The 13,682-nt window shown below is 55.6% G+C and carries 15 protein-coding genes; 12 read left to right on the top strand and 3 right to left on the bottom strand.

Translation table 11 applies throughout. The features are described from left to right. The first annotated feature begins 52 nt into the window (after window positions 1–52). From MIH19_RS03035 to MIH19_RS03010, 6 genes are all read left to right on the top strand, one after another. Window positions 53–1,201 carry a homoserine O-acetyltransferase gene (locus MIH19_RS03035; protein WP_249007504.1) on the top strand — a complete coding sequence of 383 codons (1,149 nt, stop codon included), beginning with the start codon at window positions 53–55 and terminating at the stop codon, window positions 1,199–1,201. Further along, window positions 1,198–1,803: a methionine biosynthesis protein MetW gene (gene metW / locus MIH19_RS03030; protein WP_249007503.1), complete on the top strand. Its 606-nt coding sequence runs from the start codon at window positions 1,198–1,200 to the stop codon at window positions 1,801–1,803. Before MIH19_RS03035 ends, metW begins: the two co-directional genes overlap by 4 nt. Continuing rightward, window positions 1,800–2,255 (top strand): DUF4426 domain-containing protein, encoded by a 456-nt coding sequence (locus tag MIH19_RS03025; protein ID WP_249007502.1) that lies wholly within the window; start codon window positions 1,800–1,802, stop codon window positions 2,253–2,255. The genes metW and MIH19_RS03025 overlap by 4 nt, the downstream gene beginning before the upstream one ends. Window positions 2,256–2,277: 22 nt before the next feature. Further along, the gene (rdgB, locus tag MIH19_RS03020) at window positions 2,278–2,889 is read left to right on the top strand and encodes an RdgB/HAM1 family non-canonical purine NTP pyrophosphatase (RefSeq protein WP_249007501.1); all 612 of its coding nucleotides are present in this window, start codon (window positions 2,278–2,280) and stop codon (window positions 2,887–2,889) included. Further along, window positions 2,886–4,037 carry a radical SAM family heme chaperone HemW gene (hemW, locus tag MIH19_RS03015; RefSeq protein WP_249007500.1) on the top strand — a complete coding sequence of 384 codons (1,152 nt, stop codon included), beginning with the start codon at window positions 2,886–2,888 and terminating at the stop codon, window positions 4,035–4,037. The genes rdgB and hemW overlap by 4 nt, the downstream gene beginning before the upstream one ends. Window positions 4,038–4,119: 82 nt before the next feature. Continuing rightward, the gene (locus MIH19_RS03010) at window positions 4,120–4,668 is read left to right on the top strand and encodes a hypothetical protein (RefSeq protein ID WP_249007499.1); all 549 of its coding nucleotides are present in this window, start codon (window positions 4,120–4,122) and stop codon (window positions 4,666–4,668) included. A gap of 76 nt (window positions 4,669–4,744) precedes the next feature. Here the strand turns inward: MIH19_RS03010 and trmB are convergent, their stop codons facing one another. From trmB to MIH19_RS02995, 3 genes are all read right to left on the bottom strand, one after another. Continuing rightward, window positions 4,745–5,485 (bottom strand): tRNA (guanosine(46)-N7)-methyltransferase TrmB, encoded by a 741-nt coding sequence (trmB, locus tag MIH19_RS03005; RefSeq protein ID WP_249007498.1) that lies wholly within the window; start codon window positions 5,483–5,485, stop codon window positions 4,745–4,747. 101 nt (window positions 5,486–5,586) lie between these two features. Beyond that, window positions 5,587–7,122, bottom strand: a complete 1,536-nt coding sequence (locus MIH19_RS03000) for a YifB family Mg chelatase-like AAA ATPase (protein WP_249007497.1) — start codon at window positions 7,120–7,122, stop codon at window positions 5,587–5,589. Window positions 7,123–7,150: 28 nt separating this feature from the next. After that, window positions 7,151–7,402 carry an accessory factor UbiK family protein gene (locus tag MIH19_RS02995; RefSeq protein WP_018402590.1) on the bottom strand — a complete coding sequence of 84 codons (252 nt, stop codon included), beginning with the start codon at window positions 7,400–7,402 and terminating at the stop codon, window positions 7,151–7,153. Here MIH19_RS02995 and MIH19_RS02990 point away from each other — a divergent pair. The 6 genes from MIH19_RS02990 (at window position 7,401) to MIH19_RS02965 (ending at window position 13,679) form a co-directional block, all read left to right on the top strand. Continuing rightward, entirely contained in the window at window positions 7,401–7,637 is a 237-nt protein-coding gene (locus tag MIH19_RS02990) for a hypothetical protein (protein ID WP_249007496.1), read from the top strand. The two genes, MIH19_RS02995 and MIH19_RS02990, sit on opposite strands and share 2 nt — an antisense overlap. 176 nt (window positions 7,638–7,813) lie before the next feature. Further along, window positions 7,814–8,152, top strand: a complete 339-nt coding sequence (glnK, locus tag MIH19_RS02985; protein WP_007350272.1) for a P-II family nitrogen regulator — start codon at window positions 7,814–7,816, stop codon at window positions 8,150–8,152. A 73-nt stretch (window positions 8,153–8,225) separates the two neighbouring features. Further along, window positions 8,226–9,494, top strand: coding sequence for an ammonium transporter (locus MIH19_RS02980; RefSeq protein ID WP_249007495.1), 1,269 nt, complete (start codon window positions 8,226–8,228; stop codon window positions 9,492–9,494). Window positions 9,495–9,663: 169 nt separating this feature from the next. Beyond that, window positions 9,664–10,530, top strand: a complete 867-nt coding sequence (locus tag MIH19_RS02975; protein ID WP_249018580.1) for a DUF4123 domain-containing protein — start codon at window positions 9,664–9,666, stop codon at window positions 10,528–10,530. Next, window positions 10,531–12,495: an alpha/beta hydrolase gene (locus MIH19_RS02970; RefSeq protein WP_249007494.1), complete on the top strand. Its 1,965-nt coding sequence runs from the start codon at window positions 10,531–10,533 to the stop codon at window positions 12,493–12,495. Further along, complete coding sequence (locus MIH19_RS02965) at window positions 12,495–13,679, top strand: WD40 repeat domain-containing protein (protein WP_249018587.1); 1,185 nt, start codon at window positions 12,495–12,497, stop codon at window positions 13,677–13,679. The genes MIH19_RS02970 and MIH19_RS02965 overlap by 1 nt, the downstream gene beginning before the upstream one ends. Window positions 13,680–13,682: the final 3 nt, after the last annotated feature.

The following is a 13,682-nucleotide window of genomic DNA, read 5'->3' as shown; positions in this document are numbered from 1 at the left end:
CCTCTTTGGCGCATCCGTATTTCTCGATTCTAGCCAGGAAGTCGTCGCGCCAATGCCTGATCCATTGCCCGCAGATTCTGTTGGGATTGTTACCCCGCAGACCTACCATTTTGATACACCGCTGGAGCTTGCTTGCGGCAAGGTGCTGAACCGCTATGAGCTGGTAGTGGAAACCTATGGCGAACTGAATGCCAGCGCCAGCAATGCGATTTTGGTTTGTCATGCCCTCAGCGGCCACCATCACGCCGCCGGTTATCACAGCGCCGATGAACGCAAAGCAGGCTGGTGGGACAGTTGTATTGGCCCCGGAAAGCCCATAGATACCCGCCGTTTTTTTGTGGTGAGCCTTAACAATTTGGGAGGGTGCCACGGCAGCACCGGCCCCAGCAGCATCAACCCGGACACGGGCTCACTGTATGGCCCGGACTTTCCAGTTGTCACGGTAACTGACTGGGTCAACAGCCAGGCGCGCCTGGCTGACAAGCTCGGCATAGAATGCTGGGCGGCGGTGGTGGGCGGATCGCTGGGCGGCATGCAAGCACTGCAATGGAGCCTTACCTACCCCGAGCGCATACGCCACGCGGCGGTTATCGCGTCAACGCCGCGCCTGAGCGCTCAGAACATCGCCTTTAACGAGGTAGCGCGACAGGCCATTACCAGTGATCCAGAATTTCACGCCGGGCGCTACAGCGACAATCTCACACTACCCCGGCGCGGTTTGATGCTGGCGCGCATGGTGGGCCACATTACCTATTTATCTGACGCTTCCATGGGCGAAAAGTTTGGCCGTGAGCTGCGCGAAGAAGCCTACAAATTCGGCTACGACGCCGAATTTCAGGTAGAAAGCTATCTGCGCTATCAGGGCGAACGCTTTTCCGAATCCTTCGATGCCAACACCTACCTGCTGATGACCAAGGCCCTGGACTACTTCGACCCCGCCTACGAATTCGACGGTGACCTGGCAAAAGCCCTGCAGGGCGCACGCTGCGAATTTCTGGTGTTGTCGTTCAGTACCGACTGGCGCTTTGCGCCAGAGCGCTCTGAAGAATTGGTTAAAGCCATGATCGCCGCTCGCTGCAAAGTCAGCTACGCTGAAATTGACGCCCCTTGGGGTCACGATGGGTTTCTGATTCCCACGCCACGTTATACCGATGTATTCACCGCCTATATAGACCGTGTTGCGCGGGAGGTTGGAGCATGAGAGCCGATCTTGAAATTATCCAGCAGTGGATAAAACCGGGCCATCACGTATTGGATCTGGGTTGCGGTGACGGCACGCTGCTCGATTTTCTGCAGCGCGAACGCGGCGCAAGCGGCTATGGCCTGGAGATTAATCCGGCGCACATCACACACTGTATGAGCCGCGGCGTATCAGTAATAGAACAAAACCTCGACACCCAGGGGCTGGCCAACTTTGAAAACAACAGTTTCGATGTCGTGCTGATGACCCAGGCCCTGCAAGCGGTACGCCGACCCGACAAAGTGCTGGACGAAATGCTGCGTCTGGGCAACGAAGGCATTGTTACCTTTCCCAACTTTGCCCATTGGCGCTTGCGTTGGGGATTGGCGTTGAGCGGGCGCATGCCCGAATCCGAAGCGCTTCCGTATAAGTGGTATAACACCCCCAACATACGGCTGTGTACGTTCCAGGACTTTGAAGCTCTATGCCGCCAGAAAAGCATACGCATCACCAGTCGCAAGGTTGTAGACGGCCAGCATCAGAACAGCTGGGTGGCCCGTTTGTGGCCAAACCTGCTGGGCGAAATCGCGATTTACCGCATCACCAGGGAGAATTTACAATGATGATTGCCAAACACTCGGTTTTTATGCACTCGGCGTTTGCGCTGGTGCTGCTGTGCTTTGCTGGCTTGGCCCAGGCCGACAGTAAGAATTTCGGTGAATACACCGTTTCCTGGAGCGTGCTGCCCAGCACATTTCTGACGCCGGAAATTGCGAAAGAAAACAATCTTCAGCGCAGTAAAAGCATCGGCATTGTGAACGTTGCCATTATGCAAACCAACGCCGACGGTACCTTGTCGCCGGTAGCGGGCCAGGTAGAAGGCCAAGTTACCAACGACATTCAACAAGTTCGCTTTCTGGCGTTTCGCCGCATTCAGGAAGGCAACGCGGTATACTTTATTGCCGCGTACCAGTACGGCACGGCTGAATTGCTGACGTTCAATCTCACCGCGCGTCCAAACGGTCACGATCAAGAACTGCCGGTACGATTTTCCCACGCCCTGTTTAACGACTAAGCCTTTAACAATTGAGCCTTCAATGCCCCAGACATTGGTTATTGCCAGCAACAACCCTGGCAAAATTGCAGAATTCAATGATCTTCTGGCCCCCTTGGGGCTGGCGCCCGTTGCTCAAGGCAAACTGGGCGTGGGTGAAGCTGAAGAACCGGCGGTCACCTTTATTGAAAATGCCATTCTTAAAGCCCGCCATGCAGCCCGCATTACCGGCCTGCCAGCATTGGCCGACGACAGCGGTTTGGCTGTAGACGCCCTAGGCGGCCAACCAGGCGTGCGCTCCGCGCGTTATGCCGGCGACACCGCTAGCGATACCGACAATCTGAATGCTTTGTTGGCCAATATGGAAAACGTACCTGACGGCCAACGCAACGCCCAATTTCACAGCGTACTGGTTTACTTGCGCCACGCTGATGACCCTACCCCGCTGGTGTGCCACGGCCAATGGCACGGCAGTATACTGCGCCAGGCTTCAGGCGCCGGCGGTTTTGGTTACGACCCGATATTCTTTGTGCCCGAACGCAACTGCAGCGCCGCCGAGCTAAGCCGTGCAGAAAAAGGCCAGCTTAGCCACCGCGGCCAGGCGCTGGCGATGATGACCGATCAGCTGAAACGCGAGTTACAGGACGCCTCTTGAGCTTAAGCCCGACACCTGCAGCCGTTGAGCCTGCTCTAAGCTTGTATCTGCACGTACCGTGGTGCGTGCGCAAATGCCCCTACTGCGATTTCAATTCCCATGCCATTAGCGGGGATATTCCTGAACGCGCGTATTTAAAGGCACTGCTGGACGACCTCGATCAGGATTTACGCCTGGTCGCAGGCCGCGTCATACAAACGGTATTTATTGGCGGTGGCACGCCATCGCTGATGAGCGGTGGTTTTTACAGGGATCTGTTTCGCGAGCTTAAATTACGGCTGAAATTTGCAGCAGATGCTGAAATTACCCTGGAAGCAAATCCCGGCACTCTCGAGCAGGGCCGCTTTGAAGCGTTCCGTGAGGCCGGCATCAACCGGCTGTCGATAGGCGTGCAAAGCTTTAACCCAGAGCACTTAAAGGTGCTTGGGCGCATTCACGACAGCCAAGCAGCTCACAACGCCATAACCGCGGCGCGCCAGGCCGGTTTTGACAACTTCAATATCGACCTCATGCACGGTTTGCCAGGTCAAACGCCTGAACAGGCACTGGACGACCTGGCTCAGGCCCTATCGTATCAACCACCGCACTTGTCTTGGTATCAACTTACGGTTGAGCCCAACACAGAATTTTATAGCCAGCCACCAGAGCTGCCAGACGAGGATCGGCTGTGGGATATTTACAGCCAGGGCGGCGACTACCTGCGCAGCCACGGTTTTACCGATTACGAGGTATCCGCCTGGAGCCAGCAGAATATGGCATCGCGCCATAATCTGAATTACTGGACGTTTGGCGACTATTTGGCCCTGGGCGCCGGGGGCCATGGTAAAATCAGTCAACCGGATGGCCAGATTTTGCGCTACTGGAAAACCCGCCAACCGCAAGCCTATTTGAATCGAATAGGCAGCCGTACCGCCGGCAGCGAGGCGATATCAGTGGCAGAGCGGCCGCTGGAGTTTCTAATGAACGCGCTGCGCCTTGGCGCGGGCGTGCCCGAAAACCTGTTTCAACAGCGCACGGGTTTACCCTTAAGCACGATTGCGGTACAACTTGAAACATTAAGGCAGGAGGGTTTGATGCATCCTCAACGCATTCAAGCCACCGAACTCGGCCAACGCTATTTGAACAGCCTATTACAGCGGTTTTTATAGACGGCTGTAGTGACGGCAACGTGATGGCAGCGGTGATAATGGCGGCAGTAATCACAGCGCCAGCGGCAAAGGAGCACACCCAATGGAATTTGCCCCAATTCAACGCCCGCCAGACAGGCGGCGCCTCTCTGCGCAACTAAAAGTCGGCTTTGCGCTGTCCGCACTCCTCGCTATCGCCCTGCTGCTGATCAACCAGTTGCTACATACGCCCCAGGCGCCTCAAGGCATCGTTAACCTACAACTGGCGGGCAACGCCGCACATACCCGCGATATATTGCAAAGCTGGAGCCCGCAACAACAGGCGTGGGCCAGAATCTCGTTGCTTTTGGATTTTTTACTGGTTGCGCTCTATTCCGCTACGCTGTTCCTGCTAACCCACCATCTTCTAAAAGACCGCCCCGGTGTGCGCGAACGCACGGCGGGCCGCTGGGTGCTTACTCTCTTTGCGTTGGCGGCCGTCAGCGATTGCGTTGAAAACCTATTGCTACTGAACAATTTGAAAGAGCCAGACGACCTCGCCAGCTTGGTTGTCGCATTTTCTGCACTGGTGAAATTTACCGGTTTACTGCTGGGCAGCGCAGGGCTAGTGATTATTCGCGCCGCCCGGCGGCACCCGCTTACTCACGCGTGAGCTGGCAGGCACGTTGTAAAACGGAACCAAAAACGGCGACCAGAAAACCGTTAACGGGTGTTGTGCTGACTGTTCATCAGTTGGTTCGGTAAAACAACAAATCCCAGACACCGTGGCCCAGGCGTTCACCGCGCTGTTCGAATTTGGTCACCGGGCGGCCCTCCGGCTTTGGCGAGAAACCACCCTCACCCCGGGTATTGGCAAAGCCTTCGGAATCAGCCATCACTTCCATCATGTGTTCAGCGTAGTTTTCCCAGTCTGTGGCCAAGTGCAGAATGCCCCCAACTCTTAGCTTGTGGCGAAGGCGTTGAACAAATTCCTGCTGTATCAGGCGGCGCTTGTGGTGGCGCTTTTTGTGCCAGGGGTCCGGGAAAAACACCATTACCCGATCAAGGCAGGCATCCGCCAGGCACAGGTCAATCACATCGTTGGCATCAATGCTGTAAATGCGGATGTTCTCCAGACCACGGTCTTCAATATCTTTCAGCAAGGCACCTACGCCAGGCAGATGCACTTCCACACCAATAAAATCCTGCTCTGGCGCAGCCTCAGCCATATCCGCCAGCGAGCGCCCCATGCCAAAACCGATTTCAAGATTGAGCATGGCATCGCGGCCAAACACTTGGCGCGGATCAACCATACCGTGTTCTCGCGTCAGGCCGAATGTGGGCCAGCTGCGTTCGTAGGCCTTACGCTGACCCTCGGTCATCCGGCCCTGGCGCAACACAAAACTGCGCACACCGCGGCGAGTGGTTACCGGGGACTCATCGGAGCGGCCGTTTTTGGCGTGATCCTGTGGGACATTTGCTTCAGTCATTATGCATCCTCAAACCGCTGCTCGCGGACTCTGGCGTATCGATGTGGTCAGTTTACCAGACACCCGTTCACCAGAGTACAAGGTGAGCTCACGACAGCGGCTCAAGACGAAACCAGAGAACTTTGGCCGTTACGGCGGTCTAACTGGCGATAACCCAAGGCTTCTACCAGGTGGGCGCGGGCTACATTGGCACTGGCATCAAGGTCCGCCAGCGTGCGCGCCACACGCAGTATCCGATGCAAGGCACGGGCAGACAGCCCGAGTTTTTCCATTGCCCGTAGCAACAGTTGCTCACTGTCACTGTCAAGCTGACACGCCGTTTGCAGCGCCTTGCCCGACAACTCGGCGTTTAACGTGCCTCTGGCGTTCTGCAAGCTGCGAGCAGCTACAACTCGTGCCCGCACCTGGGCGCTGCTTTCGCCGGGCTCACCGTGCTGCATAAACACATCACCACCTTGCACCGGCACTTCTACGTGCAAATCGAAACGATCCAGCAGCGGGCCAGAAATTTTCGAGCGATAGCGGATAATCTGGGCGGGACTGCACTGGCATTCGATGGTGGGGTGGCCGCTGTAACCACAGGGGCACGGGTTCATAGCACCCACAACCTGAAAACGGGCGGGAAATGTGACCTGCCGCGCAGCGCGGCTGATGTGAATTTCGCCGGTTTCCATAGGTTCACGCAGCACTTCCAGCACCCGCCGTTCAAATTCCGGAAGTTCATCCAAAAACAGCACGCCGCGATGGGCCAAAGAAATCTCTCCGGGCCGCGGACTGCTGCCGCCACCTACCATGGCCACCGCCGAAGCCGTGTGGTGTGGTGCCCTAAAAGGCGGCTGGCGCCAACCGCCCTCGGCCACTGCCATACCCGCTACAGAATGCACGCTCGCCACTTCCATCGCAGCAGTGTCGGCAAGCGCCGGCATAATGCCCGGCAGACGGCTAGCGAGCATGCTTTTACCGGTTCCGGGCGGCCCAAAAAACAGGAGGTTATGACCTCCAGCCGCGGCCACTTCCAACGCCCTGCGCGGCACCTGTTGGCCCCGAACATCGGCCAGGTCAGGCCCGGTTGTTGCCTGCCCACTGTCGCCACCGCTTAAGTCAGCAGGCGCCAGCGGCACAAGCCGGGCACGGCCGTGCAAGTGTTCGCACACAGCCAGCAAATGGCTGGCGGCCAGTACGTCGTGTTCGCTGGCCAGTGACGCCTCAGCGGCGTTAGCCTGGGGCACCAACAATTGGCGACCTTCTGCTCGGGCCGCCAGAACCGCCGGTAATACGCCTTTCAAGGGGCGCAGCGCGCCATCTAGCGACAGCTCACCAACAAATTCGTAGGTACTCAGAGCCGCGGCCGGAATTTGGCCAGAAGCCGCCAAAATGCCAAGGGCAATAGGCAGGTCAAAACGACCGCCCTCTTTGGGCAGATCCGCAGGGGCAAGATTGATGGTGATACGACGTGCGGGAAAATCAAAACCGGCGTTGATCAGGGCGCTGCGCACCCGTTCTTTACTCTCACGCACACCGGTTTCTGGCAGGCCTACAATCGACAGCGCTGGCAAGCCGCCGGACAGGTGTACCTCAACGCTGACCGGCGGCGCAGACACACCAACACAGGCACGGGTTTGAACAATAGCAAGCATAGTAACCTTCCATGGTTATTATTTTCCGTCAGCCTTTGGTTGACTGCTCCAGTTCAGTTACGCGGGCTTCCAGGGCTTCCACCATGGCGCGGGTTTTCAACAATACCGCTTGCTGGGCGTCAAACTCTTCGCGAGTAACCAACTCAAGACGCGACAGCACCGAAGCCACACTGGCCCGCGCCTGTGCTTCAAAGTCGTCTTTGGCAGCACGAGCCATATCCGGTACGAATTGACCAAACTGACCCTGCAGTTGGGAAAAAATGTCCTGTGGACCTTTCATGAACACCCCTTATCTGTGTAAACACGCAGAAACACGCTTTGCGGCAGCGGCTTCAAAGATCCTATCCACCGTGGAATCGCTGCTCGGCAGTGTATCACACCGCCGGCCCTGCCATACTGTGACGGCGGAAGCGAATCCACAGAGTAATAAGGATGCAAAGAGTGTAGTGGAACGCGCTATTATGATTCCATGGCGCTCAAAACGCGCCATTTTGGTGCAGGAAAAACCAGCCTGAAACCACTGATTTAATTCTATCCATTTGTTTTTAAAATATTTTTTTTGCGTTGGCACATCCGATGCTAAAGCCCCGTACACAATCCGCACAATTGTCGTGCGGGCTGGCCGCATCCCGGTCCCAATCAGCAGCCTTATGGCGCTGCCGGTTGGCACAGTTTTACCAAGGAGAAATCAATGAAACTGATTACAGCAATCATCAAACCATTCAAATTGGACGACGTGCGTGAAGCCTTGTCCGAGATTGGTGTTCAAGGTGTCACCGTTACCGAAGTTAAAGGCTTCGGACGCCAGAAGGGCCATACCGAACTGTATCGTGGCGCCGAATACGTGGTGGATTTCTTGCCCAAAGTAAAAGTAGAGGTCGCCATTGGCGATGATCTGATGGATCAGGTAATCGAGTCCATAACCAAGGCCGCCAACACCGGAAAAATTGGTGATGGCAAAATCTTTGTGACCGAGTTACAGCAGGCCATCCGGATTCGTACCGGCGAAACGGGCGAGGAAGCGGTCTGAATCCGTTCTGATGCTTTAGCTACCAACGCAAAAAACTTTTTCATTTAATAGAGCCTTGTGCGGAGGGTCTTTTATGGACAGCAATGTCTTTCAGTTACAGTACGCAATTGATACCTTTTATTTTCTGATGTGCGGTGCCTTGGTGATGTGGATGGCCGCCGGGTTTGCCATGCTCGAATCCGGTCTGGTACGCGCCAAGAACACCACCGAAATCCTGACCAAAAACATCGCCTTGTACGCCGTCGCCTGCACCATGTACATGGTGTGCGGCTACGCCATCATGTACGACGGCGCAATCTTGCTTTCGGGCATTGGCCAAACCGATACAGCTTCGGTTTTGACCGATTTCGCCGGCCGCGAAGACGGTTTCGAGGGCGCGGCCATTTACTCCACAGCCGCAGATTTTTTCTTCCAGGTGGTGTTTGTGGCAACAGCCATGTCCATTGTCTCCGGCGCAGTTGCCGAGCGAATGAAACTTTGGGCTTTCCTGGCTTTTGCGGTGGTGATGACCAGCGTGATTTATCCGCTGGAGGGTTCTTGGACCTGGGGTAGCAAAGACGTGTTCGGTCTTTATAACCTCGGTGATTTGGGCTTCAGTGACTTTGCCGGCTCTGGCATTGTGCATTTGGCAGGCGCCGCGGCGGCACTGGCAGGTGTGTTGCTTTTAGGTGCCCGCAAAGGCAAGTACGGCTCGAACGGAGAAATCCGCGCGATTCCCGGCGCCAACCTGCCCCTGGCGGCTTTGGGCACCCTCATTTTGTGGATGGGCTGGTTCGGTTTCAACGGCGGCTCTGTACTCAAACTGGGCGATATCGCCAGCGCCAACTCGGTCGCCGTGGTGTTTTTGAACACCAACGCAGCTGCCGCGGGCGGTGCCATTGCCGCCCTGATTACCGCTCGCATACTGTTTGGCAAAGCCGACCTGACCATGCTGTTGAACGGTGCTATCGCTGGCCTGGTGGTTATTACCGCCGAGCCATCCACACCCACGGCCTTACAGGCAACCCTTTGGGGCGCGCTTGGCGGTATCCTGGTAGTGTTTAGCATTATCGGTCTGGACAAGCTGCGCATTGATGACCCGGTCGGCGCCATTTCAGCCCACGGAGTTTGTGGTCTGCTAGGTCTGCTGCTGGTACCGGTGACCAACGATGGTGCCAGTTTCAGCGGCCAGCTCATAGGCGCTGCAACCATTTTTGGCTGGGTGTTCATGGCTAGCTTGGTAACCTGGGGCATTATCAAGGCGGTCATGGGCTTACGTGTTAGTGAAGAGGAAGAGTACGAGGGCGTGGATATTGCCGAGTGCGGCATGGAAGCCTACCCGGAGTTTGTTAGCAGCAAGTAGCAAAGCTGTGAACAGCAGTGACAAGGGGCGCCCATTTGGGCGCCCCTTCGCATTTTGAGGCATCCATTTTAGAAACCTGACACGTTTCCCGGGTTTAAGCTGATCGAAACTGCCACTTGAGCTAACATATGGCACAGATTCGGCCATCTAAGGATAGATGAAAGCAGCCATGAAGGACGCCACAGCCTTGAGCCATGAGGCTCAAACAACCACGTCGTTTTACCCTCACGCAGACCCCATTAATGCAGGTGCCTGTTGGTATCTCGTTGACCAGGCCAAGCACCCAGATGTTTTGCGCTTACTGTTTGAGCACGACGCCTCACCCATCTACGACTTGCCTTATATTCATACGCAATATCATGAACAGGCGTTTGACGGGCCATTAATTATCAAGCCCACCACAAACCAAAGTGAAAAATGGCTGCATAAATGGCTGGCAGAGGCCAAAGCTCTGGCTCTGCAGGGCCCGTTGCTGACATTAGAAGAAATACGCGATCATCTTATAAGCCTGAACACTGTTCGTACCCCTTATGGCGACAGCCTTTTTCGCTACGCAGACACGGCAACGTTTGGCAGCCTTGGTGCCTCACTGTCACACCACCAACGCCTGCGGGTTCTCGGCCCGCTAACCGCAATACACGGCTGCTATGCCGGCACCAACTGGTCGCTGAAAAAAGACCATTCCCCGGCACATCCGACCGAAGCGAAAGAGCAGAACCCTCTGCCTCTTGAAGTAACCCAGGAGAATCTCGCCTTCGTCGAAGTGTATCGTCGCGATCTATTGGCGAAAGGCCTGGCGGACAACAATAAATTAGCGGCGCAAACTGTTTCCTGCTGGTTCCAACAACTGACAACACTCGGCGCGTCGAGTGAGCAGGGTTTGGTGGAAGGCGCCGGTCTATTAATAGCACAGGGTTTTACCCGCGCGCTGAGCGAAGCGGAACTTGCGACCGTAAGTAGAACGAGGCAAAGAGCCTACTGGTCCGACACGCTGGACGCACTCGCAACATTAACGCATTCACAGGACGGAACCTGAATGACACTCACTGGCAACCTGCCCTTCTCTCCCAGCACAACGCCTCTCGGCGCCCACGGCGCGCCCGTTTGCAAGCGCGAAACCGCAAACGTACTGTTGAGCCGCTCTGACACCTTGGGGCGACCAAGGGCTTTTATTGATGCCGGCAAAATCGAGGATGAGAGCGGTAGATCATTCACCGCCACGCTGCAAAATGGCACAGAACATACGCCAGACAATGCAGAGGCTCGCTTCACCAAACTCCTTACGGGCAACGCACAGTGGTACGGGCCTGAGGAACCGAAGGGCGAGCATTTGATCGGGTTTGATACTGTAAGCGAGCAGCTTCGCTTCGCCCCGGGCCATACCCTTAGCGAAGGCGTAGAGCTAACCGTCATCCAGGGCGAGCGCAAAGCCAGAGCGATACACCTACCGCCACCGGTATTTATTAATCTGCGTGAAGAGGCCTCCCCATCTGAAGATTTGCTGACGGACGACCAACTGGATTACTTTCGGGCAAACGGCAACAACGCGCTTATCTTTATGCACGGTTACAACGTTCCTCATGGTGAATGGGGGCGATTCTTGAAGTACGACGGCAGCCGGGAGGCCTACCACGGTAATGCGCCGTCATTCGCGAAAGCCAATACCTGGCATCCCAATAAAGCCACGGTCTGGCAGGATACGGCAGCACTGTCGGCGAATAGCTTCGTGTCGCTGGAAGACGAAAAGCTGAATGGTGGCGGCGCTCATAATTGGGCTGTTCATATGGAGTACCAGTTGAACCGCGCCGCAGGCTTCGACGGCGAAGACTGGATGCCCTATAGCCGCATCATTAACATTTCCTGGCCGGGGGATACCGGTTCCACCGATTTCATGCAGGCGGAGCTGAACGCCATGGCATCCGGGCGGCGCCTGGCTCCGCTATTGTTGCAGTTGGCAAATGCCGGCATTGCCATCAACCTGCTCTCTCACTCTCTTGGTGCACGGGTAGCGCTCACCGCCCTGAACATTATGGGCATCATCGGAAAACGCGATCTGGTTGACCACCTGTTTCTCTGGCAACCCGCCGTTGCCGACAATGCCCTCACCAACGACAGCAGCCGAGACGTGCATCCTTTGGGGCTGGGCGTGTTTCCTGCCGCCCATAGCGCAGCTCGCAAGATTGTGGTGCTGCATTCCGGTAGCGACGGCATTCTTGGGCCGGATAATAGTGACGACGCGGTTTTATGGCGAAAGGCGCTGTCATTCAAGCATCCCATAGCCACTATCGCATGGACCGCCGCAACCTCAGATAACCCCGTGGATGACATAGCCGGCTACTTTAAGGGAGCCTACGATAAAAAATGGTGGACTTTTCCGGGCTTTCTGGAGAACGGCTTCGAGCCTGCCATTACAAAGCTCTACGAGGATTATTTTCCACTGAGGGCTCCTGACCATCCCGACAGACCGTCTGCAGCCTATGTCCCAACGCCTAAAGGACTCGATGGTCTTGAAGCGACTTTTAACAGAATAAAAACCGACATTGAAGAGAACTGGGCGCGACTTGAGAAAGACATTCTTACCGAAGCAAACGCTTTATGGCAACCCTGTATAGATTGCCTGCGCAACGGCGAGCGGCCGCCTGACTACACCCTGCTCGCGCCATTGAACCATAACGCCAGCGTAAGCCCGCAAATGGCGAAAGATTATGTTCTGCGTTTAAAAAAGCTTGCTGCGAACAACTGGGCACCGGAACAACGGCCACGGCCTGCGTTGGGGTATGTGGGGTTTGAGGAAGTGACAGGCGAGACTGCCGGACCCTTTCGAGATAAATTCCTCGAAGATAGGTTATTGAATGAGTCCTGGCTAGTGGTAGATCAAAGTCGTTGGCTTTTTAGCCACTCTGGGATGCGGATTCCCACTCAAGAGTTGTTCGAAGAAGTCTATCAGCGACAAATCATGAAGAACCGATTGCTGGCAAATTCAAAGTTTGGACGTTACTGATGAGCAAATTCAATCTACGGGCGCTTTTGCTGCTGGGACTCACGTTGGCTGCAGGATACGGCTTGTGGCAAGCATATCATTCCTCCGGGCCGATCATGAGCGCCTCAATTTCCTCAAACGGGACATTCGCCATTACTGCTCACAAGGATCAGAAGCTGATTCTGTGGGATTTGGAAGGGCATAGACGAAAAATTATCAGTCGCAACGCCAATATCTACAGCGCATATTTCATCAAACGCCAGCCCATTTTCCTCTGGCAGGATCTCGACAATACGGTAACCGCTCAATCGGTAAACGGCGAGGTTAAAACAGCTTTTGAGCTAAACAAGCCCACCTATGGTCACCTCATGACTCACGATCTCAGCACCTATTATTACTCCGGCATTGGCTGGGGCATATTTCGGAGAACAGAAGACGGTTCTACAGAGACTCTGAAAGCAACCGATCGCAGGGCTTTTCTTGGCTATCACAAGCTCTTCAATCTCTCGATGGACGAGTCTGAGCAATGGATAGTTTCTGCAGGAAGTGGGGAGCCCAAAGGATTTGAACCACCTTATTATCGGTCGCTACAAGAAGTTCTGGATCAGGGTGCGGACTACCAGCACCTGTACAGCGTTGCTTTATGGAACCTCGAAACCGGACAGCCAACTGCCAAACTGGATGGCAATTCTTCTAAAACTCACGCCACCATTAGCCCAGATGGGCAGTGGGTCGTCAGTGCGGACGAAGCTGGAATCGGGCTATTCTGGAACACAGGCCGGCCAGCAGCCCGACACCGGTCAGCGTCATACTACGGCGGTGTCTACCTTGACAACTCGCCTTTTGAAACGGGCGACCTCCGAAACTGGGATGACAGTGGGCTCATCGATGCACCCCCCGGCCTCAACAACTTCACCATCGCCGTCGCCTTCATCCACAACAGCGAATACTACCTTCGTTTCGGCAACAACAGCCACTTCACCGCCCTGTTCAAAACCGGCAGCCCCTGGCCCGTGAAGTATCTTGATCTCGGCGAGTCACCCAAATTGGTCACCTACGGCAGTCAGTACGACCGCAACACCGCCATCGCCACCTCACCCGAATCGGGCACCCTGGTGATGGGGCATCAATCGACCGGCGGCATCAGCGTGTATCAGTTTGACCCAGAAGAGCTGACGTTGGAGCGGGCTTGGGTGGTGAAATAGCTC

The sequence above is a fragment of the Marinobacter sp. M1C genome (assembly GCF_023314135.1).
Lineage (GTDB): Bacteria > Pseudomonadota > Gammaproteobacteria > Pseudomonadales > Oleiphilaceae > Marinobacter.
This window is presented reverse-complemented; position numbering and strand designations above follow the sequence as displayed.